Source organism: Nocardia harenae NBRC 108248 (genome assembly GCF_001612885.1).
In the GTDB taxonomy this organism is placed as follows: Bacteria; Actinomycetota; Actinomycetes; order Mycobacteriales; family Mycobacteriaceae; genus Nocardia; species Nocardia harenae.
The window spans coordinates 92,426-113,546 of record NZ_BDBH01000006.1 but is presented as its reverse complement, the minus strand read 5'-3'; the positions used below and the strand labels follow the sequence as shown (position 1 = coordinate 113,546).

Here is a 21,121-nt window from a genome sequence, read left to right as displayed (position 1 = left end):
GAACTCGGTGCGCTCTATCAGGAGCTCGAGTTCCCCTGTCGCCGGGAGTGTCTCGTGGGTTCGGTCGACACATGGGCGGCCCAACACCTGCCTCCGCCGCGCTCGAATGCCCGTCCAGTTGCCGAATCCTTCGGCACCGTCGTCGACCGCATCGCGTACTCGCAGGTTCGTGCCTACCGCCTGCTCATGACCGCCGACGATCTCGCGGCACCCCGTGTTCACGCCGCCTGGTACCGACTGGCCGAGCTGGCCGACACCTACACCGACCTGATCACGGCCTTCGGCCGCCGGACCGTGCGCTTGCCGGACCTCAGCGAAGCGCACCCGCCCGAATGGCTGCGGTGAATGCCCGCCACTCGCCCGCCGACCAGCTCAGAATCGGGCTCTCCGCCGACTTGCTGTCCCGCACATCGACCCGCCCCGCGCGAAACCGAACCTCGACACAGGTCTGCCGATCACTCGAGTACGACGAAACGAACCACCCGCTCATCGCCCAGCCTCCAGCGCCGCGGCCCGATCCCGGATCAGGGCAAGCGATTCGGCCCGCCCGAGCGCCTCGCTCGCGATGCATGCGCTCGAAGAGGTAGGTGAGGTCGCGAACCCGGTTCTGATTGCGCGCCGGATCATCCACCACGGTCTCCCCGAAGACCGCCGACTCGTACCAGGCGAGCGTCGGCAACCTGGGCCGATCGAAATCGAGCAGGTGGAAGGTGGAGCCGGCGGGCACGAAACCCGCGTCGGCGAAGGGGATCACACGGATATCGATCGTCGCCGGATACGCCTCCGCCATCGCGACCAGGTGCCGCAACTGCCTGCCGAGCACCTCCGGCCCGCCGAGCTGCTGATGCAGCACCGCCTCACCGAGCACGACGGTGAGGTGCAGCGGGTCCTCGGCGTCGGTGAGCCTGCGCTGCCGGGTGAGCCGCGCTCGCACCCGCTCCTCCGCCTCGACCGGCGCGACGGTGGCGCCGCGCGAATTCATCAGCGCGCGAACGAACTCCTCGCCCTGGAGCAGCCCAGGCATCATCACGCTCTCGTAGCTGCGGATGGTGTGCGCGCCCCACTCCATGCCGTAGTAGCGGGTGAGCTCCTCGTCGAAGAGCCCGGGGTGGGCGGCCCACCAGCCGCGTTGCCTGGCGGCGTCGCGCAGGGCCAGTAGTTCGTGCTGTTCGCTCTCGTCGATCTCCAGGATGACGAGAAGCTGTTCGAGTTTGTCCTCGGGCACCAGATTCCGCTCGTTCTCGATGTGCGACCAGTAGGCGGCCGAGACGTCGAGCTGCCTGGTGAGTGCCGCGGCGCCGATACCGAGCTCGAGGCGCCGCTGCCGCAAGCGCCGTGCCAGCTCCCAACGCGCGACCGCGGGTGACAAGGGCATGGCGGGATCCTACTGCCGCCTGCCGAGGGACTACTTATCGTAAGTTGACTTGTATAGTTTACGACAGTAGCCTGGGCGCTGTCACACGGTCTCGTCACCGTCGGGACCGGGGGAAATCAAGGGGATAGGGGATATGTCCATACATGTCATCGATGGTCGCTGGATGGTGACCGAACGAAGCAGGCATCAAGCCCGGCGCGTGGCGGAGGACGGGTGGGTCGTCTCCTATCTGCGCGGGCGCACGCTCACCACCGAGCAGGCGGCGGCCGCTATGCGCACCGTCGAGGAGCTCGCCAATCTGCACGGCCTCACCTGCCTGTTCGGGCTCACGACGCTGGAGGCGGTCACCCTCGCGGTCAATGAATCGCCCTGGGAGAAAGGACGTCTCAGCGAACCCGTGCGCGAAGCGTGCCTGCAGGGGGCCGCGAGATGAACCATCCCGCCCTTCCGACCAAAGAGCTTCTGCTGCACGCCTGTCGAGCCGAACCGCGCGCGGACCATCCCCTTCTTCGCTGCGTCCACCTGCTCGCCGGTCTGCACGAGCGCGACTTCCGTGATGACCCGGCGGTCGATGACATCGCCATCGGTCGGGCGCGGCTCGTGTACGCCATCGACCACTGGGTCGCCACCCGGCTTCCCGTCGCGCGCGGCGGCGCGCACATGCACACCGAGACCCTCGGCTCGGTCCTCGATCGCCTTGCCCGGCAGTCCGCCTACGCCCACGCCATCCTTGCCTTCGCGCCCAAGTGGCACGTGCACGAGGTATGGGAGCAACTTGCCGACCTTGCCCTCGGCTACGAGGATCTCGCCATCGACCTCACGGCCGGCGCTCGCCGCCTTCCCCCCTTCTCCCGCTCCCGTGCGGATCGGAGTCTCCCCACTCCCTCCGCGACGGCGCTCGAAAGGCGCCCGCGCCGCTCGCCTCGGCGTCACGAGAATCCGTTGCCTTTTCGACTAGCGGTTCTATGCGCGTAGTGACGCTCTCGGCGGGCGGTCTCCCACCGAACGGCACCTACACTGAGCACGTCGGCGCGTCGGAAGGTGCAGCGATGACCGATGTCCACGACGTCGCAGCCTACATTGGCAGTGGGGGAGTGCCGATCGTTTGAAGCGTGAGCAGCAAGAGACGGTAGACGCTGTTCTCGCCTCGTACGGCAAGCTCACCGGCCAGCACACAGCGACAAGACGCACGCGGAGCGGCCATGGGTCGAGACTCGCGGGGACCTGCCCGACGGGGCTGGTCGGCCCACGAGATCGACCACGACTACAGCGGTGACCGGGACTGGAACCTGAATCCCGAAGAGGCAAAGGATATCCTCGACCTCCTCGCGCGAATGTCGAAACTCGACTGGCGTGAGGTGAAGGCGCTCAGTACGCACTCGAAGGGTGGGTCGCGGCCACTCCGTCACAGCCAGTCGGTGACCAGCATCTGCACGGATGCCCAGCGGAGGTTGAGCGACCTGGAGATCGTCGTCGACGAGGTCTTTCGTCTCCGGCACGGGAACCTGCCCCGCCTCTGGGGCTATCTGAGCGGCGCCGTCTTCACCATTGTGTGGTGGGACCGCAACCACCGGATCTACCCCACCGAGCCCTGAACCCGAATAGCCGCTTCCCGTCATGGAGACCGGCTGTGCGCATCGAAAATTCCACGCAGCGCGTAATTATCGATGTAGCGGCAGCGGCTCCGCCTCGCTGACGACAACGTGGGAAAGCACCCGCTCCCGCACCGCCCGATCGATCTCCCCGGCAGCCGGAACAACAACCGCGGCAGCGGAGGTAGCGACGGCGTCGGTGAGGAGAGCGGGCCACGGGGGCGGGGGAGTGTGCGAGAGCGCGGCGATGACGGCGGCGGTGGCGGCATCGCCGGAACCGGTCGGGTTGCCCGCGGGTGGATCGGGCAGCCGAGCCCACCAGCATCCGTCGGGGGTGCGGGCAACCAGATCGGCGGGGCCGCGGACGGCGATTACCGCCGCGGCCCCGCCTGCCATCAGCTTCTCGGTGGCGGGGAGCAGGGAGTCGAGATCGCCGCCGGACGCGGAGAGCAGGTCGTTGGCGTGTCCGCAGAGCACGACGCCGGGGACGCGGGCGGCGAGGCGGAGCGGTTCGCCGCTGAGATCGCAGACGGTGGGGATGCCTGCGTCGATCGCGGCGGCGGCGAGCTCGGCGGGCAGGGTGTCCTCGATACCGATCGGCAGGGTCCCGGCGATCACCAGCCCGGTGATACCGGGGAGCAGACCGCGGATCCGGATCGAGAGCTGGTCGGCGGCGTGCGGGTTGGAGACCCGCGCGCCGGGCTCGGCGAATTCGGTGGCGGTGCCGTCGGCGGATTCGCCGATCATCAGGGTGCGGCGGACCCAGGGCAGCGCGAGGACGAAGTCGTTCGGCAGCTCCAGCTCGGCGGCGGCGGCGAAGGCGTGGTCGGCGAAGCCGGTGGCCTTGGCGTACCGGCCGAGCTGGTTCAGCACCCGCGTCACCGTGACCCCCTTGCCCCCGATGCGCTGCTCCACCGAACTGACCCGGTGGGCCCCGCCGCGCTCCAGCCGATCCACCCGATAGGTCGTGTCGTATGCGGGATTCATTGTCACGGTGAGGATCACGTCATCCACTCTCCTCGCCTGAGCATCCGGCGCAAGCCGACCGGCGAATCAGCCCGCTCCGGCCGCGGCATTGGCGGTCCGGGTCAGCACGGGCCGCATGCCGCGCACCCCCACCCTGGCGCAGCCAACCCGGGGCGGCGAACCATCCGCGCCGAGTGCTACCCGCTCAACCCGACGGCGGTCCGCTCCGACCACGACGCGCGCCGCTCCGCCTGCCCGCCGCGCGCCGCGAGCAGCTCGGCGGTGATGAAGACCGCGGTCTCGGCCGGATTCCGCGCGCCCATCGTGAGCCCGGCCGGAATGTGCAGCTTGGCCAGCGTGCGCTCGTCGAACCCGCCCGCGCGCAGATCGTCCAGCCTGCGGGCGTGCGCGGTCGAGGAGCCGAGCGCCGCCAGATAGCCAAGCTCCGGCAGCCGGAGCGCGACGGTGAGCAGCGGAATCTCGAACTTGGGCTCGTGCGCGAGCACCACGATGCCGGTGTCGCTCTCGATCTCGCCCTGCGCGGCCAGCGTGTTCAGGTAGCGGTGCGGCCAGTCGCAGACCACCTCGGCGCCGGGGAACGACTCCGGCACCGCGAACTCCGGCCGGGAATCGCAGATCGTCACCCGGCAGCCGATCAGGGCGGCCTGCGCGGTGAGCGCGGCGGCGTAGGCATTGGCGCCGAAGATGATGAGCCGCGGCGGCGGCGAGAACGACGAGACGAAGACATCCGACTCCGGCAGCGCGACCAGCTCGGTGGCGTGCTTCTTATCGGTGATCAGATGTTGCCCGATGACATCCGGATCCGGATTCCAGACCACCGTGAAAATGGTGACCCGGCGGTGCGCGGCGATCTCCGCGGCCACCGTGGGGAATTCCGGGAAGGTCCATCGGGAGAACGGCTCGATGAAGATATCGACGGTGTCGTCGCCATCCGACGCGGTCTCCATCCCGGAGAAAGCGTCGAACCGGTGCAGTGCCCGATGCCCGGTCCTCGTCGAGCGCAGCGCCCCCTCGAAAACCGCCTCCTCCAGCCGGCCGGAGGCGATCGATCCGAATACACCCCCCTCCGGATCGATCAGCGTGGCGGCCCCCACCGGCAACGAGGTGGAGCCGACAGCGCGCACGATGGTGGCCAAGCCGCCGGTCCGGCCCGAATGCCAGATCCGCAGCAGGTCGTCGATGATGTCGCGCATCAGCTTGCTCCGATCAGCGTGCGGCCGCGGGCGGGAAATCGTGATCGACACCCGTCCCCAAGTAGTCGCACGTGACGCACACCATATCGTCCCCACGGGACAAATAGGGGCCGGCTCCGGAATCTCCTTTCACCTGCACGCCCGCCACTCGCCCGGCATTGTGTTCCGGCACAGTCCGGCCTTCGGAGTAGTACATCTTCGCGACGCTATTCGGCCGGGATTGCGCGCGGGTTACGGGCGGTGATCCTGCGGCTGTCCCCGGACGGGTCGCGGCCGGGGACAGCGATTGCTCAGCGGTAGCGGGCAGCTATGGGTCGGTCAGCGGCCGAAGAGCTCGCGGACGAAGGGCGTGGAATCCGGGAGCGACGCGTTCACAGTTCCGCTGTGGTCCTGGAAGTAGGTGTGCAGCCGGATCGGCTCGCCCTTCGCGGCGGTGACGGCGGCCCAGCGCAGCGCCTGCGGGGTCACCACATCGGTGTCGTAGAGCCCCTGGCCGACGAAGACCGGGCGGTCGTAGCCGGACTCCGGCAGCCCGAATTGCCGGGCCAGCACACCGTGCGCATCCGGCAGGCTCGCGAGCGGCTTCGCGAAGAGGTCGCCGATGGCGACGCCGCGCAGCTCGGCGGCGAGCGGCTCGATGCAGGCGGTACTCGCGCGGGCGAGCCAGTTCCTGCCCTGCTCGGTGAGCAGCCCCGGCACGTCGAGCTCGGGGTGGGTCTGGCGCAGCCCGTCGAGGACGTAGAGCACATAGGCGGTGAGGTGGGTGCCGAGCGCGACCGGCGGCACGTTCGGGCCGAGCGCGAGGAACACCTCCTCCAGGTAGGCGGGCAACCCGGTGGCGACGGCGCCGCGGTAGTCGAGCGCGGGCCCGCCGAACTCGGTGGCGTACCGCGCGGTGAAGACCGCGGCCCCGCCGCCCTGTGACTGGCCGACGACGGCCCAGCGGTTCGACAGCTCCGGGTAGCGGTCGTGCGCGGCGCGCACCGCGTCCACCACGTTGTGCGCGGCGACCCGGCCGTTCAGGTACGGGTGCTCGCCCGGCACCCCGAGCCCGGCGTAGTCGGCCGCCACCACCGCGTACCCCTGCGCCAGCCAGGTGCCGAGATAGGAGCGGTCGCGCTCGACCGCCGCCGGGCCGCCGACGCTGTACGCGCAGTCGTCGCCGAGGCCGACGGTGCCGTGCGCCCAGGCGATCACCGGCCAGCCGCCCTCCGGCGCGGTCCCGGCCGGGAAGTAGACCGCCGCGCTCGCCGTCGCGGGCTGCTCACCGACGGTGGTGCTCCGGTAGAGCAGCCGGGCCGTGCGCGCCGCCCCCGGCATCGCCGCCGCCGCGGGCAGCGGCTCGACCGCGAGCGGCGTGCCCGGCGCGCCGGGCTGCGCGGCGGCGGGGCCGGTGGCGACGGTGGCGGCGCAGGCGAGCGCGCACGCGCCCGCGGCGAGGGCGCGCACCGGCGCGGTCCAGGGGTTGCGCATCGTGCTCCTGTCCGGTGGATCTCGCCGCGGCGAGGAGATCCGCCGCGGATACCCGCCGAGTCTGCCGCACGGCCCCGCGCGGCCAGCCATCCCGAGCCGGTTTCCCCGCCGCGCCCGGTCCGCACCGCGCTGTGAAGGTGCTCACAGCGCGGCGACGGAACCCCGCGGAACGCCGCAACCGCACGCGGAGCCAAACAGTACGGGCGTTACGCTGAAACCGCACGTCAGGGCTACCGTCGGGTAGCTTCGCCGTTTGCAATCAAGCGGCTAATTTCGCAGAGTTAACAGAAGTCATCGCAAAGCTAGCTCGAATTCACAATAACTACAGGTAGACGACTGTTTTGGGATGTGCCAAAGTGTGGAAGTACACCCCCAGGGCCTAGCAAGCCTGTAAAGCGACTCGCCAGCAGATCGGACGGTTAGCCCGTACCGGCGAGTTCCCACAGACGAGAAAGTGGAGTAGAGATGTCGACCACCGGCACCCCGAAGACCGCTGCGGAAATCCAGCAGGACTGGGACACCAACCCGCGCTGGAAGGGCATCACCCGTAACTACACCGCGGACCAGGTGGTGAAGCTGCAGGGCACCGTCGTCGAGGAGCACACCCTCGCGCGCCGCGGCTCCGAGATCCTCTGGGATCTCGTGAACAACGAGGACTACATCAACTCGCTCGGCGCCCTCACCGGCAACCAGGCCGTGCAGCAGGTGCGCGCCGGCCTCAAGGCGATCTACCTCTCCGGCTGGCAGGTCGCAGGCGACGCGAACCTCTCCGGCCACACCTACCCGGACCAGAGCCTCTACCCGGCCAACTCGGTGCCGCAGGTGGTGCGCCGGATCAACAACGCGCTGCTGCGCGCCGACGAGATCGCCAAGGTCGAGGGCGACACCTCGGTTGCCAACTGGCTGGCCCCGATCGTGGCCGACGGCGAGGCCGGCTTCGGCGGCGCGCTGAACGTCTACGAGCTGCAGAAGGCCATGATCGCGGCCGGCGTCGCCGGCTCGCACTGGGAGGACCAGCTGGCCTCCGAGAAGAAGTGCGGCCACCTCGGCGGCAAGGTGCTGATCCCCACCCAGCAGCACATCCGCACCCTGACCTCCGCCCGCCTGGCGGCCGATGTGGCAGGCGTGCCGACCGTGGTCATCGCCCGCACCGACGCCGAGGCCGCGACCCTGCTGACCTCCGACGTGGACGAGCGTGACCGCGAGTTCCTGGACGGCACCCGCACCGCCGAGGGCTTCTACGGCGTGAAGAACGGCATCGAGCCCTGCATCGCGCGGGCCAAGGCGTACGCGCCCTACTCCGACCTGATCTGGATGGAGACCGGCGTGCCGGATCTCGAGGTCGCCAAGAAGTTCGCCGAGTCGGTGCGGGCCGAGTTCCCGGACCAGCTGCTCGCCTACAACTGCTCGCCCTCCTTCAACTGGAAGGCGCACCTGGACGACGCCACCATCGCGAAGTTCCAGAAGGAGCTCGGCGCGATGGGCTTCAAGTTCCAGTTCATCACGCTGGCCGGCTTCCACTCGCTCAACTACGGCATGTTCGACCTGGCGCACGGCTACGCCCGCGAGGGCATGACCGCCTTCGTCGACCTGCAGGAGCGCGAGTTCAAGGCCGCCGAGGAGCGTGGCTTCACCGCCATCAAGCACCAGCGCGAGGTCGGTGCGGGCTACTTCGACAGCATCGCCACCACCGTCGATCCGAACACCTCCACGGCGGCGCTGAAGGGCTCCACCGAAGAGGGCCAGTTCCACTGAGCCCCAACGGTCACGCCTGTGGCGTACCGATAATGGTCACGCCTCCGGCATAAACGAAATGGCGAGGGCTCGCACCCACCAGCCCCTACGGGGTGCGAGCCCGACGAGCACCGGTTCGCGGCCGGTTCGCGTCCGAGTGGTCGAAGCGCATGCGCCGCAGGCGCGAGTCTCGACCGCTCGGACGCGAACCTTCCCGGGCCGCGAACCCGCCGCGCCGGAGGCGTGGCCATCACACACAGGAGCGGGACGTGAGCAGCGACAAGATTCAACGCGTGGGTGTTATCGGCGCCGGTCAGATGGGCGCAGGCATCGCCGAGGTGTGCGCCCGTGCGCACGTCGATGTGCTGGTGTACGAGCAGACCAGGGAACTGGCCGCCGCCGGTCGCGCGCGCATTCTGCGCTCGCTGGATCGCGGCGTGAGCAGCGGCAAGATCACCGAGCGGGAGCGCGAGCAGACCGCGTGGCGGCTGCGCTTCACCTCCGACCTCGGCGATTTCGCCGACCGCCAGCTGGTGGTCGAGGCGGTCCTGGAGGACGAGCAGGTCAAGACCGCCATCTTCGCCGACCTGGACAAGGTCGTCACCGACCCGGACGCGGTGCTCGCCTCCAACACCTCGTCCATCCCGATCATGAAGATCGCCGTCGCCACCGCGAACCCCGAGCGCGTCGTCGGCATGCACTTCTTCAACCCGGTCCCGGTGCTGCCGCTGGTCGAGCTGGTGACCACGCTCAAGACCAGCTCGCCGGTGACCGCGCGCGCCGAGACGTTCGCCGCCGAGGTGCTCGGCAAGCAGGTGGTGCGCTCCTCCGACCGCTCCGGCTTCGTGGTCAACGCGCTGCTGGTGCCGTACCTGCTCTCCGCGATCCGCATGGTGGAGTCCGGCTTCGCCACCAAGGAGGACGTGGACAAGGCCATGGTGCTCGGGTGCGCGCACCCGATGGGGCCGCTCGCGCTGACCGATCTGGTCGGGCTCGACACCGTGAAGTCCATTGCCGACTCGATGTACGCCGAGTTCAAGGAGCCGCTCTACAGCGCGCCCCCGCTCCTCATGCGTATGGTCGAGGCCGGCTTGCTCGGTAAGAAAACCGGCGCAGGCTTCTACCAGTATTGATGTTTTCGCCGCTTCGACGGTGAAACGGACCACGGCTGTAAACCCTGCCCCGTCGGTTCACGGCCCGGCTCGCGTCCGAGCGGTCGAAGTGCATGCGCCGCAGGCGCGAGTCTCGACCGTTCGGACGCGAGCCTCCCAGGGGCCGTGAACCCGCCGCGCCGGAGGCGCGGCAGATAAGCACAGGAGTTTCGCATGGTCAACGTCACGGATGGCTTCGGGTCGAGTGTTCTGGGCTACCCCCGGATCGGTGCGCACCGGGAACTCAAGCGGGCGCTGGAGTCGTACTGGCGCGGCACCCTCACCCGCGACGAGCTGATCGCGACCGGCCGCGACATCCAGGAGCGGCAGTTCGCCGAGCTGGCCGCGACCGGCCTGACCCAGGTGCCGGGCAACACCTTCTCCTTCTACGACCACGTGCTGGACAACGCACTGCTGTTCGGCGCCGTCCCGCGCCGGTTCGAGGAAGAGCGGAAGGACCTGCACCCGCTCGACTTCTACTTCCTCATGGCGCGCGGCCGCCCCGACCTGCCCCCGCTGGAGCTGGTCAGGTACTTCGGCACCAACTACCACTACCGCCAGCCCGAGCTGGACGCCGATACCGAGTTCTCGCTGCACCCCGAGTACCTGCTCGACGAGTGGGACCGCGCCATGGCGCGCGGCATCGAGCTGCGCCCGGTGGTGCTCGGCCCGGTCTCGCTGCTGCTGCTCTCCAAGGCCGGGCACGTGCCCGGCGAGCCGGAGTTCGACACCCTGAGCCTGCTCGACCGGCTGCTCCCGTTCTACGAGCAGCTCTTCGAGCTGCTGGCCAAGCGCGGCTCCACCTGCGTGCAGCTGGACGAGCCGTGCTTCACCGGCGAGCGGAGCGCCGAGGAGCTGGCCGCCTTCGAGCTGGCCTACCAGCGGCTGTCCAAGGCGCCGCTGCGCCCGCGCATCCTGGTGACCGGCCAGTACGGCAATTTCGGCGAGGCGCTGCGCATCCTGGCGCAGTCCGGCGTCGAGGCCATCGGGCTGGACCTGGCCACCTACCGGATCACCCCCGAGGAGCTGGCCGCGATCCCCGGCATCCGGCGCAAGCGGCTGTACGCGGGCGTGATCAGCGGGCTCAACGTCTGGCGTGCCGACCGCTACGTCACCCTGACCTATCTGCAGGAGCTGGCGAAAGTCTGCCCCGACCTGGTGGTCTCCACCGGAACCACGCTGCTGCACGTGCCCTACGACGTGCTCGCCGAGTACGACATCGAGGGCAATGTGGCCGACCGGCTCGCCTTCGCGAAGCAGAAGGTGGGCGAGGTCGTCTCGCTGGCCAAGGCGCTCACCGAGGGGCCGTCGGACAGGTGGCGCAAGCGCCCCACCGAGGTGCACTTCAAGCAGAAGCACGCCGTGCGCCAGCGGGTCTACGCCATCACGCCCGACATGCGCGTCCGCGAGCCCTACGCGGCGCGCCGCGAGGCCCAGCAGGAGGCGCTGAACCTGCCGCCGGTGCCCGCCACCACGCTCGGCTCCTTCCCGCAGACCGCGCGGCTGCGCCAGGCCAGGCACGACCTCGGCGCGGGCAAGATCTCCTACGCGGAGTACCGCAAGCAGGTGGAGGCCGAGATCGAGGCGACCATCCGGTTGCAGGAGGACATCGGGCTCGATGTGCTCGTGCACGGTGAGCACGAGCGCAACGACATGATCCAGTACTTCGCCGAGCTGCTCGACGGCTTCGCGACCACCCGCTTCGGCTGGGTCCAGGTGTACGGCTCGCGCTGCGTGCGGCCGCCGATCGTCTACGGCGACGTCTCCCGGCCGGGGCCGATGTCGGTGGAGTGGACCAGCTACGCGCAGTCGCTCACCGACCGCCCGGTCAAGGGCATGGTGACCGGCCCGGTGACCATGCTCGCCCGCTCCTTCGTGCGCCAGGACCAGCCGCTCTACGAGACCGCCGACCAGGTGGCGCTAGCCATCCGCGACGAACTCACCGACCTGGAGCGCGCGGGCATCAAGATTATCCAGGTGGACGAGCCCGCCATCCGCGAGCTGCTCCCCGCCCGCCCCGAGGGCCGCCCCGAGTACCTGCGCTGGGCCGTCGCCGCCTTCCGGCTGGCCACCTCCGGGATCCGCCCGGAGACCCAGATCCACACGCACATCGGCTACTCCGGCCGCGCCGAGGTGGTGCAGGCCATCGAGGAGCTCGACGCCGACGTCACCGCCATCATCGCCACCCGCTCCATCGAGTGGGTGATCGACGCCCTCGCCGAGGACTACGCCACCGGCAACGGCCTCAGCCACGGCGTCGGCCCCGGCGTCTACGAGAGCCGCTCCGCCCGCATCCCCGATATCGATGAACTCGACGAGCTGCTCACCGCCGCGGCGAAGGCCGTCGGCGCCGAGCGGCTGTGGGCCAACCCGGACGGCGGGCTGAAGACCAGGCACTACTGGCAGCTCGATCCCTCGCTGCGGAACATGGTCGCGGCGGCGCGGCGGGTGCGGCGGCGGGTGCTCGCCGAGCGGGCGGAACCGGTCACGACGGGTGGTTTCTGACCTCTAGCAGGTCGAGCAGGTTGCCCGGGTCGGCGGCGGTGGCCGGACGCAGGTAGTCCAGGTTGGCCGCCGCCATCGCTGCCAGGGCGATCGGGCGCACGCCGTATCGCAGGCCCACGTGCACGATGCGGTCGATGCCCGCGCCGATCAGCGGAGACATGGTCTCCGCGAGCGGATGCAGGTGGTCGGCGTGCGTTCGCCCGCCGTGCACGATCGCGTTGCGCTTGCGATAGAAGCGCGCGAACTCCCTGGTGAGAATGGCTGTCGTCTTGCGGATCTCGGCGGCGGGGTCCGTCAGGAACGGCCGGAGCCGGGTGATCGCGAGGTCGTCGGTCGCTTTCGCCATGGCAAACTCTCCGGCGCACAACCGCTGCTGGAACCGACGGGCACGGCTCAGATTGTCCGGGCATTCGCGGAGTTCGGCCGCGAGTGCGTCGTTGTTCTCGCGGATGTAGGCGTGCGCCAGCCGGGTCAGTTCGCCGCGTGGCATGCTCGCGGCGACGATGAGCGTGAAGCGCTCGGCGGCGGCGATATCGGGGTCGCCCGAAGGTGGGGTAGCTGGCCCAGCCGTTCGAACGACCGAACATCCAGGGTTCGGTTGGTGGTGTGGGTGGTGAAGGCTGCCGCCTTATCCATCGACCACATCCACGGTGCGATCTGGATCGTTGCCCTACTGCCGACGGTGAACTTGGTCTGCAGGTTGGCAATCCTGGCCCGAGCCCGGTCAGCCGCCGAGTTGACATCGCGCGCCGCGACCTCGAGGAGGAAGGCTCCCTGGTGGCGCACCGCCACGGCGTCCGGGGCATACCGCTTCTTCCAGCCCGCGGTGTCGGTGCTCGTCAACCAGTCCGGCGCGGTTGCGGCATCAATGGTGAACGGTGGCTTGTTGGCGACCGGAACGCAGAAGGTGTAACCGCGCTCCGGCCGGGCCAGCCGGTCGGCGGCGCCCCGGAGGAAGTCGGGGACCGTGGAGCTTTCCGGCTGCTTCTGCAGGTCGGTAATCCAGGTGTGCAGGCTGCTCCGGTGGTATCCGGCGTCGAGAATGTGCGCGGCTACCCGCCGGGCCGCGCCATCGATGTCGAACGCCCTGCCTCGATCGAACTCGTTGGCCCAGTTGTGCAGGTAAGCCGCCTCGGAACGTCTGACGTGCTCCTGGAGCGACACGTAGGCGTGGCTGCCGGTGGTGATACCCGGCCGGATCGCGGCCGCGGCCTTCCCGACCGCATTCGCAGACCGCCGAGTCCGGGATCCGTCTTCAACGCATGCGTCGCGTAGCTGCGCAGATCCTCCACGGCGCTGACCGGCACCCCGGGCGCGACGCTCTCGTCGAGCAGCTCCCGAGCGAGTTGTATTGTGCCACAGCGCCATAACCGCCGATGCCATGGCGCGTCCGTCGAGGTCACTTCACGCAACCTGGTGACGAAGCCTTCTTGCCCACCCTTCTCCACAACCCCCATGGCGTGCTACCGTACACCTGGTAAATGGGCGTTCTCGCCCTGCTTTCGAGCGGGGCCAGCCGCCCATTCTTCGTCTCCGGGGGTAGTGCTCGATCAGGGCTGTCGATCCTGGCGAAGCAGTTCGGTGAGGCGGGTCCTCAGTGTGCGGGCCGGTGCGGGCGGGTCGGGGGTCACCGCTGCCTCCGGGCGCACCTCGTAGCGGCGGATGTAGGCGCCGGCGAACCCCTGCACCGTGGCGGTGACCGGGATGGCGAGCAGGGCGCCGGTCGGGCCGAGCAGCGCCGCGCCTGCGAGGACGGCGCCGAAGGCGACGGCGGGGTGCATGTCGAGGGTGGTAGCGGTGACCCGCGGCTGCAGGACGTAGTTCTCGAACTGCTGGTAGAGCACGATGAAGCCGAGCAGCCAGAGCGCGGTGGTCGGGCCGTACACCAGCGCGACGATGACCGGGAGCGCGCCCGCGAGGTAGGTGCCGACGGTCGGGACGAACTGCGAGACCACGCCGACCCAGAGCGCAAGGGCGAACGCCGACGGCACGTCGAGGACGCGCATGACGACGTAGTGCGCGAGCGTCGAGGCCAGCGCGAGCAGGCCGCGGGAGTAGATGTAGCCGCCGGTCTTCTCCACCGCGATATCCCACGCGCGCAGCACGTGCGCCTGCTTGGCGGGCGGGAGCAGCGAGCACACCGCGTGCCGGAAGCGCGGGCCGTCGGCGGCGAAATAGAAGGTGAAGAGCAGAATTCCGAGGCCCTGGAAGACCACGCCGACGGCGGTGGCGCCGATGCCCCAGACATTGCCGGCCAGCCCGACCAGGTACCCCTCGGCGGTGGAGCTCCACTCGGTGGCGTACTTCTGGATGTCGGTGCCGGAGAGGTTCTGGTGAAAGGTGCGGTTCACCCAGTCCACCACCTGGTCGGCGTAGTCCGGCGCGTTCTGCACCAGCGTCGTGGCCTGCGCGACCAGCAGCGCGCCCAGCGTCCAGCCGAAGCCGATCACGATGGCGAGCAGGGCCAGGAACACCAGCCCGGTCGCCGGGCCGCGCCGGAAGCCGCGCGCGGCCAGCCAGTTCACCGCCGGTTCGATGGCGAAGGCCAGGAAGAGCGAGACCAGCAGCAGCGTCAGCAGCCCCTGCAGCTTCTGCAGCGCCCAGAATCCGGCGATCAGCCCGGCGATGGTGGCGGCGCCGAGCAGGAAGGCGCGCAGCAGCCACGGGGGTGGTTCGCCGGGGTCGGGCTTGGTGGTGTCGCCGCTCTCCGGCGCCTGCTCAGCGGCCACAGCGCCGAAGGTACCCCGGTCGTCCGGCCCTCGCCGCGCGGAGCCGCGGTGCCTGGCTCAGATGGTGCCCGCGTCGATGACGAAGCGGTACTGCACGTCGCTGGCGACGACCCGGTCGTAAGCGGCGTCGATCTCGTCGGCGGAGATGAGCTCGATCTCCGCGCCGATCCCGTGCTTGGCGCAGAAGTCCAGCATCCCCTGGGTCTCGGCGATGCCGCCGATCATCGAGCCGGAGAGCGAGCGGCGTTGGCTGGCGAGCAGGTAGGGCCGGATGCTCGCGGGGTTCTCCGGCAGGCCGAGCGCGACCAGCGTGCCGTCCAGCTTCAGCAGCTTGAGGTAGTTGTCGAGCGGGAGGTCGGCGGAGACGGTGTTGATGATCAGGTCGAAGCGGTTGCGCAGGTCCTTGAAGGTCTGTCGCTCGGCGGTGGCGTAGTAGCCGGTGGCGCCGAGCCGCAGCCCGTCGTCGCGTTTGCGCAGCGACTGGCTGAGCACCGTCACCTCCGCGCCGAGCGCGGCGGCGATCTTCACCCCGACGTGCCCGAGCCCGCCCATCCCGATTATCGCCACCTGTTTGCCCGGCCCGGCGTTCCAGTGCCGCAGCGGCGAATAGGTGGTGATTCCGGCGCAGAGCAGGGGGGCCGCGACATCCAGCCCGATGCCCTCCGGAATCGAGAGCACGAAATTCTCGGTGACCACGATCTGCGTCGAGTACCCGCCGAGGGTGACCCCGCCCGCCTGCACCGTCTCGTCCACGGGGCTGCTGTAGGTCATGACGGCACCGCGCTCGCAGTACTGCTCGTTGCCGTCCAGGCAGGGGCCGCAGCGGCCGCAGGAATCGATCATGCAGCCGACGCCGACCCGGTCGCCGACGCCGTGCCTGGTGACCGCCGAGCCGACCGCGGCCACGATGCCCGCGATCTCGTGACCGGGCACGCAGGGGTACTTGGTCCCGCCCCACTCGTTGCGCACGGTGTGGATGTCGGAGTGGCAGATCCCCGCGTACTTCACGTCGATCAGCACGTCGTGCGGCCCCAGGTCGCGGCGCTCGATGGTGACCTTCTCGAACGGGCCTTCCGGACTGGACACGGCGTAGCCGGCAGCGATGCTCATGCGTACATGCCTACCGTCGCATGCCGCGGTTTGCCAACCGGCCGCTCCGCTCGGCGGGTGCGGAGCGCCGTCAGCGGCCACAATGGAGGTTTCGAGCCGGGCGGAGATGGGACGACCATGGACGACGGATGGCAGCCGCGCGAACCCGAGCGCGGCGGGCGCGGCGCCGCGCTGTTCCTGGTGGTGGCGCTGGCCGTCGCCGGTTTCCTCGGCTTCCGCGCCGACCTGCTCGACGCCTTCACCGGCCCGGATCGGGTCCCGGCCGAGGTCGCGCCGCCCGCGCCGCCGCTGGACCCGGCGGCGGTGGCGGCGACGGTCGGCCCCGCGCTGGTGAACATCGCGGTCACGCTGCGGCCGTTCGGCGCCGCCGCGGCCGGCTCCGGCATCGTGCTCGGCGCGGACGGCGAGGTGCTCACCAGCCACCACGTCGTCAAGGGCGCGGAGACGGTACTGGTCACCGACGTGGGGACGGGTGTGGAGTACCCGGCGGAGGTGCTCGGCTACGACGCAGGAGCGGATATCGCGCTGCTCGCGCTCACCGGCGCGGGCGGGCTGCCCACCGCGCGGCTCGGCTCCTCGGCCCGGCTGCGGCTGCGCGACGAGGTGCTCGCGCTCGGCAATGCGGGCGGCGTCGGCGGAGCGCCCACCGCGGTCGCAGGCCGGATCACCGACCTGAACAGCACGATCATCGCGCAGAACTCCGCCGACTACACCCGGCTCGCGCTGCGCGGCATGGTCGAGGTGGCGGCGGCGGTGACCGCGGGGCAGTCCGGCGGGGCGCTGGCCGATCGCAACGGCGAGGTAGTCGGGGTGATCACCGCGGCCTCCGGGCGGGCCGAGGAGCCGTTGCCCGCCGGGCGGGAGCCGAACGGGTACGCGGTGCCGATCGACAGGGCCATGGCCGTGGTCCGGCAGATCCGCGCGGGCGTCTCGACCGGAACGGTGCACGTCGGGCCGACCGCGACGCTCGGCGTGCTGATCTCCGACGCGCCCGGCGGCGCCCGGCTGGACGTGGTGCTCTACGGCACCCCGGCCTGGAACGCCGGGCTCGCCGACGGCAGCGTGGTGGTGGCGGTGGACGGCCGCCCGGTCGCGGGCGCGGACGCGCTGCGCGCCGAGATCGACGCCAGGCGCCCGGCCGACGTGGTCCGGCTGGAGGTGCTGGAGAGCGCAGGGCGCCGGGTGGTCGAGGTGGTGCTTGCCGAGAGCCCGCCGCGCTGAGCGGTCAGGCCAGGGAGAGCCAGTAGTCCTGGAAGCGCAGGAACACCAGGACCAGCACGGTCGCGTAGAAGACCGCGACGAAGGTCCAGCGCCACTCGGCCAGGATCCGCAGCGGCCCGGCCGAGCGGCCCCACAGCTGCTCGGTGACGACCGCGAGGAGCGGCGTGATGATCGCCCACACGACCAGGCAGTACGGGCAGAGCGCATTGATCCGGTACAGGCTCTGGAAGATCAGCCAGCCGACGAAGATCAGCCCGAGCAGGGTGCCGAGCCAGAGCCCGCCCCAGATCCAGCGCGGGAAGGCGACGCCCGCCACCGAGAGCAGCCCGAGCGTCACCACGACGGAGAAGCCGACCACGCCGATCAGCGGATTCGGGAAGCCGAAGACCGCCGCTTGGTCGGTGGTCATCACCGAGCCGCAGGAGAGCACCGGGTTGAAACTGCACGACGGCGTGTAGCCGGGGTCGGTGAAGAGCTTGAAGCGCTCCACGGTCAGCGCGACCGCCGCCAGCCAGCCGAGCAGGCCGGTGAGCAGCAGGATCCAGGCCGACCGGGGCGGGGCCGCGGTCACTGCGCGGCGGTGATCGCGCCGGCCAGCTGGTCCGGGGTGACCTGGGTGCCGTTCACGAACACCGACGGGGTGGACTGCACGCCGCCGTTCAGGGTGTCGTCGGTGCGGGCCGCGACGTACTTGTCGTAGGTGCGGTCGGTGATGCACTGCTCGATCGAGGGGTCGGTGTAGCCGACGGTCTGCGCGATCTGCAGCAGTGAGGCGTCCGGGAGGCCCGCGGTGCCCTCGGCCGGCTGCTGGGCGTACATGGTCTTCAGCCAGCTCTGGAACTTGGCCGGGTCGGTGCCCGCGACGCAGTAGGCGGCGTTGGCGGCGCGCGAGGAGTACTCGGTGCTCGACGCGCGGTCGAGGAAGGCGATGATGTTGTACTCGACCGCGGCGGTGCCGTTGGCAACGGCGTCCTCGAGGACCGGGCCGTACTGGGCCTCGAAGGCCTTGCAGGCGGGGCACTGCAGGTCGGCGACGACGCGGACGGTGGTGGTGGCGTCGGGTTTGCCGATGCGGATGTAGCCGCTATCGGTGATGGTGCCGGTGATGCCCGCCGGGTTTTGCGGGGCGGTGGCCGCGATGGTCGGGGTCGGCCCCTCGTCGTTGTTCGCGGCGTTCTTGATGGCGATGCTGATGCCGATGGCGGCCACCAGCCCGACCAGCACGACGGCGACCGCGACCTGGATGAGGAGCTTGCGCTTGCGGTCGGCGGCCTCGGCGGCTGCCAGCGGATTCTTGCGTTCCTTGCTCACCCTGCGTTCACCACGCCTTTCGTCCGGCTTCCGATCGCTGCCGCACCGATCGTAGTGCCGCGTCACCGAACGCGGCCCGGGGGCATCGCGACCCATCCTGGCGTAGTGACCTGAGATTTTCCGTAGTCGAACGGGGGCGGGTGGGGGTGCCCGCGGTCGCCGATCAGGTGTCACAGGCACCGAGCAGGTGTCACAGGCCGTCCCGTCGCCGTCCCGATCGAGCTCGCTGCGGTAACCGGGTTCGCCGCGCTGGAGCGTCGCCGCACGCGACAAACACGCCTGATACGGCGAGGCCCCCTAAGCCTGCTCCAACCTCGTCAACTGCTCCGCGACATCGAACTGGGCGGCGGGCCAGTCGAGTTCGAGGGCGGCGAGTGCATCGATGAGAAGCTCGGTGACGGCGAGGCGGGAGTACCACTTGCGGTCGGAGGGGATGACGTGCCACGGCGCGTACTCGGTGCCGGTGCGGTCGAGCATGGCCTGGTAGGCGGCCTGGTACTGCGGCCAGAAGGCGCGCTCGTCGATATCGCTCGGGTTGAACTTCCAGTACTTGTCGGGGCGCTGCAGCCGCTCGCGGAGCCGCTTCTTCTGCTCGTCGAGGGAGACGAACATGGCGACCTTGACGAGGGAGGTCCCCTCGTCGACCAGCCCGCGCTCGAACTCGTTGATCTCGTCGTAGCGCGGCTCCCACTCGGTGGGCGGCACCAGGTCGTGTACCCGGACCACCAGGACGTCCTCGTAGTGCGAGCGGTCGAAGACGCCGAGCTGGCCGCCGCGCGGCAGCGCCTTCCTGATCCGCCAGAGGTAGTGGTGGCGCTGCTCCTCCGGCGTCGGCACGCCGAAGGAGGCGTGGTCGACGCCCTGCGGATCAACCGAGCCGATCACGTGCCTGACGATGCCGCCCTTGCCCGCGGTGTCCATGCCCTGCAGCACGAGCAGCACATTGCGGTGGTCGCCGGAGCGGCCGTTGGCGTAGAGCTTCTCCTGCAGCGCGGAGAGCACCGCGGTGCGCTCGGCGAGCAGCTGCTGCCCGGCCACCTTGTCGCCGGTGAAGCCCGGCGTCGCCGAAGTGTCCAGATCGGCGACGCGCAGGCCGTCGGCGCGCAGCGCGGCGGCGGCGGGTGTTGTCCATCTCGGCGACATCCCCCACACCTACCACGTGCGCGGCCGGGGTCAGCGGATCTGGGCCAGCCTGGTCAGCTGCGCGGCGAATTCCTCGTCGTCGACCGGGGTCAGGGTGAGGTCGTGCGCGGTGGTGAGCAGGTACCGGCCGTCGCCGCTGAGATCGAGCCAGCTGCGGTGCCTGGTCGGCGGCGACATGGGGTCGTCCGGCGAGACGGTGACGGTGACGAAGCCGCGGCCGTCCACCGGGCGGCGCAGCATCTTCCGGAAGCGGGCGGCGCCCTGGTCCGGCTCGCCGGTGCGGTCGGCGCCGGGGCGGGCGCCGGAGCCGAAGGTCTCCGCGTGGCCGTGCAGCACCGCGTCCTGCGGCTCGCGCAGCACCGGGTTGCGGCCCGCCTGCGCCGAGCCGATCAGTTTGACCAGCCGCTCGCCGAGCGTGCGGGCGTGGCACATGACCACCGTGACCTGCTTCGGACCGGCGGCGACGATGCCGGCGTGGTGGTGCACCACGGCGGCGTAGAGCAGGATGCGCTCGGTGTGCGGGGCGCTCCCGTTGTTCCGGGTACGCACGGTGCGCTCGCCGGAGACGGTGACCGTGGTGGCGTCCGGGCGGGCGCAGACCATGAGCGCGGCGGCCAGGTCGGGGTCGGCCTGGCGCGGAAAGCGCTGCGGGAGCCGCAGCGCCGCGTGCTCGCGCTCGCTGCGGGCGGTGCCCGCGGGCGCCATATTGATGGGGTACGGCCTGCGGTCCAGCCCGGTCTCGTTCTCCCAGACGTAGCTGAACTCGTCCGGGTCGAGCACCCACTTCACCGCGCGCCGTCCGGGCCGGGGGGCGGGGCGGTGAAGCGGGGGACCGCGTCGCCGGTGGCGGGCATGGTCGGGGTGTAGACGTTGGTCATGGTGTCCTGGGCGTCGGCGAGCGCCGTCGCCGCGAGCACCTCGTACTCCATGCGCCTGCGGCCGCCGTGTACCGCCTCGGCCACCGGGTCCGGCAGGGCCAGGTACTCCGGGGGCGGCACGATGGCAGCGCGGACCGTCTGCGCCGCTTCGGCATTCAGCTCGAGCAGCCGCTGGATGGTGCGGCAGACGTCGCTCGCCGCGCTGCCCGCCGCGGTGAACTCCCTCGTCGCGGTGGCTGCGGCGGCGGCCGAGTGGCCGGACCAGCGGGCGAAGAGCGGCGCGGTGGCGTCGGCGAAGGACTGGAAGGCCGCGCCGAGCGCGTCCGCTGCGCCCTGCCAGCCGGTGGCGGCGCGGCCGAGGGCGGCGGGGTCGAGTTGCTCGTGCACCCGCTCCCAGATCTCGCGATGCGGGTAGCCGGCGAAGCGCTCCCGGACCGGGGCGTAGGGCGGGTCGGTGGCGCCCGCGCCGCTCAGTGCGCGGCTGCGCATCCCGATGGCGTCGGCGGCGGCCCTGGCCGCGTGGTCGGCCATGGTCCCGCCTCAGTTCCCCGCCGCGATGGGGCGAATGGTGGCGGTGGCACGGGACCGTGCGCGGGTGGAGCCGCGGGGTGGTCCGGCGGGGGTCCCGGGACGTCTGGCGGCGGTGCCGGATCTCGCGCGTGCCGCGCCGTTCGGCGCCGGCGTGCCGTTGGACCCGGGGCACACGGCGGCGGCGCGGC

At 70.5% G+C, this 21,121-nt stretch carries 21 protein-coding genes and 1 pseudogene; 8 read left to right on the top strand and 14 right to left on the bottom strand.

Features of this window, described 5'->3' with window-relative positions; genetic code table 11:
• The first annotated feature begins 54 nt into the window (after positions 1-54).
• Positions 55-345 (top strand): hypothetical protein, encoded by a 291-nt coding sequence (locus tag NH2_RS14870; protein WP_157103791.1) that lies wholly within the window; start codon positions 55-57, stop codon positions 343-345.
• Here the strand turns inward: NH2_RS14870 and NH2_RS14865 are convergent.
• Complete coding sequence (locus tag NH2_RS14865; protein ID WP_218021706.1) at positions 311-1,375, bottom strand: DUF397 domain-containing protein; 1,065 nt, start codon at positions 1,373-1,375, stop codon at positions 311-313. The two genes, NH2_RS14870 and NH2_RS14865, sit on opposite strands and share 35 nt — an antisense overlap.
• 163 nt (positions 1,376-1,538) lie before the next feature.
• Between NH2_RS14865 and NH2_RS14860 the strand changes: the two genes are divergently transcribed.
• From NH2_RS14860 to NH2_RS28800, 3 genes are all read left to right on the top strand, one after another.
• Positions 1,539-1,808, top strand: a complete 270-nt coding sequence (locus NH2_RS14860; protein ID WP_157103790.1) for a hypothetical protein — start codon at positions 1,539-1,541, stop codon at positions 1,806-1,808.
• On the top strand, positions 1,805-2,350 hold the full coding sequence (locus tag NH2_RS14855; RefSeq protein WP_157103789.1) for a DUF4254 domain-containing protein: 546 nt from the start codon (positions 1,805-1,807) through the stop codon (positions 2,348-2,350). Before NH2_RS14860 ends, NH2_RS14855 begins: the two co-directional genes overlap by 4 nt.
• A 443-nt stretch (positions 2,351-2,793) precedes the next feature.
• Entirely contained in the window at positions 2,794-2,970 is a 177-nt protein-coding gene (locus tag NH2_RS28800) for a hypothetical protein (protein WP_157103788.1), read from the top strand.
• A gap of 66 nt (positions 2,971-3,036) precedes the next feature.
• Here NH2_RS28800 and NH2_RS14845 read toward each other — a convergent pair whose 3' ends face one another.
• The 3 genes from NH2_RS14845 to NH2_RS14835 form a co-directional block, all read right to left on the bottom strand.
• Positions 3,037-3,981 carry a PfkB family carbohydrate kinase gene (locus NH2_RS14845; protein ID WP_245650582.1) on the bottom strand — a complete coding sequence of 315 codons (945 nt, stop codon included), beginning with the start codon at positions 3,979-3,981 and terminating at the stop codon, positions 3,037-3,039.
• A gap of 149 nt (positions 3,982-4,130) precedes the next feature.
• The gene (locus tag NH2_RS14840; protein ID WP_067654165.1) at positions 4,131-5,147 is read right to left on the bottom strand and encodes an XdhC family protein; all 1,017 of its coding nucleotides are present in this window, start codon (positions 5,145-5,147) and stop codon (positions 4,131-4,133) included.
• A gap of 318 nt (positions 5,148-5,465) precedes the next feature.
• Complete coding sequence (locus tag NH2_RS14835; RefSeq protein ID WP_067653850.1) at positions 5,466-6,620, bottom strand: lipase family protein; 1,155 nt, start codon at positions 6,618-6,620, stop codon at positions 5,466-5,468.
• Between the two features lie 465 nt (positions 6,621-7,085).
• On the opposite strand from NH2_RS14835, the gene aceA reads away from it, so the two are divergent.
• The 3 genes from aceA to metE all read left to right on the top strand — a co-directional run bounded on the left by aceA (position 7,086) and on the right by metE (position 12,010).
• Complete coding sequence (aceA, locus tag NH2_RS14830; protein WP_067653848.1) at positions 7,086-8,375, top strand: isocitrate lyase; 1,290 nt, start codon at positions 7,086-7,088, stop codon at positions 8,373-8,375.
• Positions 8,376-8,623: 248 nt separating this feature from the next.
• Complete coding sequence (locus NH2_RS14825; RefSeq protein WP_067653846.1) at positions 8,624-9,487, top strand: 3-hydroxybutyryl-CoA dehydrogenase; 864 nt, start codon at positions 8,624-8,626, stop codon at positions 9,485-9,487.
• A 192-nt stretch (positions 9,488-9,679) separates the two neighbouring features.
• On the top strand, positions 9,680-12,010 hold the full coding sequence (gene metE / locus NH2_RS14820; RefSeq protein ID WP_067653844.1) for a 5-methyltetrahydropteroyltriglutamate--homocysteine S-methyltransferase: 2,331 nt from the start codon (positions 9,680-9,682) through the stop codon (positions 12,008-12,010).
• Here metE and NH2_RS29835 read toward each other — a convergent pair.
• From NH2_RS29835 to NH2_RS14800, 4 genes are all read right to left on the bottom strand, one after another.
• Positions 11,991-12,500, bottom strand: a complete 510-nt coding sequence (locus NH2_RS29835) for a hypothetical protein (RefSeq protein ID WP_067653842.1) — start codon at positions 12,498-12,500, stop codon at positions 11,991-11,993. The two genes, metE and NH2_RS29835, sit on opposite strands and share 20 nt — an antisense overlap.
• Complete coding sequence (locus NH2_RS29830) at positions 12,482-13,174, bottom strand: hypothetical protein (protein WP_067653840.1); 693 nt, start codon at positions 13,172-13,174, stop codon at positions 12,482-12,484. Before NH2_RS29830 ends, NH2_RS29835 begins: the two co-directional genes overlap by 19 nt.
• A gap of 386 nt (positions 13,175-13,560) precedes the next feature.
• Positions 13,561-14,739: an AI-2E family transporter gene (locus NH2_RS14805; protein WP_067653838.1), complete on the bottom strand. Its 1,179-nt coding sequence runs from the start codon at positions 14,737-14,739 to the stop codon at positions 13,561-13,563.
• 57 nt (positions 14,740-14,796) lie between these two features.
• A complete protein-coding gene (locus NH2_RS14800; protein WP_067653836.1) occupies positions 14,797-15,849 on the bottom strand; it encodes an NAD(P)-dependent alcohol dehydrogenase in 1,053 nt (350 codons plus the stop codon).
• Positions 15,850-15,966: 117 nt separating this feature from the next.
• Between NH2_RS14800 and NH2_RS14795 the strand changes: the two genes are divergently transcribed.
• Positions 15,967-17,070, top strand: a complete 1,104-nt coding sequence (locus NH2_RS14795; protein WP_067653834.1) for a S1C family serine protease — start codon at positions 15,967-15,969, stop codon at positions 17,068-17,070.
• A 4-nt stretch (positions 17,071-17,074) separates the two neighbouring features.
• Here the strand turns inward: NH2_RS14795 and NH2_RS14790 are convergent, their stop codons facing one another.
• The 6 genes and pseudogenes from NH2_RS14790 to NH2_RS14770 form a co-directional block, all read right to left on the bottom strand.
• Complete coding sequence (locus NH2_RS14790; protein WP_067653832.1) at positions 17,075-17,641, bottom strand: vitamin K epoxide reductase family protein; 567 nt, start codon at positions 17,639-17,641, stop codon at positions 17,075-17,077.
• The gene (locus tag NH2_RS14785) at positions 17,638-18,381 is read right to left on the bottom strand and encodes a DsbA family protein (protein WP_067653830.1); all 744 of its coding nucleotides are present in this window, start codon (positions 18,379-18,381) and stop codon (positions 17,638-17,640) included. Before NH2_RS14785 ends, NH2_RS14790 begins: the two co-directional genes overlap by 4 nt.
• A gap of 198 nt (positions 18,382-18,579) precedes the next feature.
• Positions 18,580-18,654 (bottom strand): annotated as a pseudogene (locus NH2_RS30310) (excalibur calcium-binding domain-containing protein); the annotation flags it as partial.
• 24 nt (positions 18,655-18,678) lie between these two features.
• Entirely contained in the window at positions 18,679-19,524 is an 846-nt protein-coding gene (locus NH2_RS14780) for a polyphosphate kinase 2 family protein (protein WP_067653828.1), read from the bottom strand.
• Positions 19,525-19,554: 30 nt separating this feature from the next.
• Positions 19,555-20,313, bottom strand: coding sequence for an ESX secretion-associated protein EspG (locus NH2_RS14775; RefSeq protein WP_067653826.1), 759 nt, complete (start codon positions 20,311-20,313; stop codon positions 19,555-19,557).
• A complete protein-coding gene (locus NH2_RS14770; protein WP_084505555.1) occupies positions 20,310-20,933 on the bottom strand; it encodes a PPE domain-containing protein in 624 nt (207 codons plus the stop codon). Before NH2_RS14770 ends, NH2_RS14775 begins: the two co-directional genes overlap by 4 nt.
• Between the last annotated feature and the right edge of the window lie 188 nt (positions 20,934-21,121).

Excerpts from the sequence above, each read along its gene's own strand:
- NH2_RS14865 (WP_218021706.1), bottom strand. The coding sequence starts at position 1,375 with ATGCCCTTGTCACCCGCGGTCGCGCGTTGGGAGCTGGCACGGCGCTTG.
- NH2_RS14860 (WP_157103790.1), top strand. The coding sequence starts at position 1,539 with ATGGTGACCGAACGAAGCAGGCATCAAGCCCGGCGCGTGGCGGAGGAC.
- NH2_RS14855 (WP_157103789.1), top strand. The coding sequence starts at position 1,805 with ATGAACCATCCCGCCCTTCCGACCAAAGAGCTTCTGCTGCACGCCTGT.
- NH2_RS14840 (WP_067654165.1), bottom strand. The coding sequence starts at position 5,147 with ATGCGCGACATCATCGACGACCTGCTGCGGATCTGGCATTCGGGCCGG.
- NH2_RS14835 (WP_067653850.1), bottom strand. The coding sequence starts at position 6,620 with ATGCGCAACCCCTGGACCGCGCCGGTGCGCGCCCTCGCCGCGGGCGCG.
- aceA (WP_067653848.1), top strand. The coding sequence starts at position 7,086 with ATGTCGACCACCGGCACCCCGAAGACCGCTGCGGAAATCCAGCAGGAC.
- metE (WP_067653844.1), top strand. The coding sequence starts at position 9,680 with ATGGTCAACGTCACGGATGGCTTCGGGTCGAGTGTTCTGGGCTACCCC.
- NH2_RS29835 (WP_067653842.1), bottom strand. The coding sequence starts at position 12,500 with ATGCCACGCGGCGAACTGACCCGGCTGGCGCACGCCTACATCCGCGAG.
- NH2_RS14800 (WP_067653836.1), bottom strand. The coding sequence starts at position 15,849 with ATGAGCATCGCTGCCGGCTACGCCGTGTCCAGTCCGGAAGGCCCGTTC.
- NH2_RS14795 (WP_067653834.1), top strand. The coding sequence starts at position 15,967 with ATGGACGACGGATGGCAGCCGCGCGAACCCGAGCGCGGCGGGCGCGGC.
- NH2_RS14780 (WP_067653828.1), bottom strand. The coding sequence starts at position 19,524 with ATGTCGCCGAGATGGACAACACCCGCCGCCGCCGCGCTGCGCGCCGAC.
- NH2_RS14770 (WP_084505555.1), bottom strand. The coding sequence starts at position 20,933 with ATGGCCGACCACGCGGCCAGGGCCGCCGCCGACGCCATCGGGATGCGC.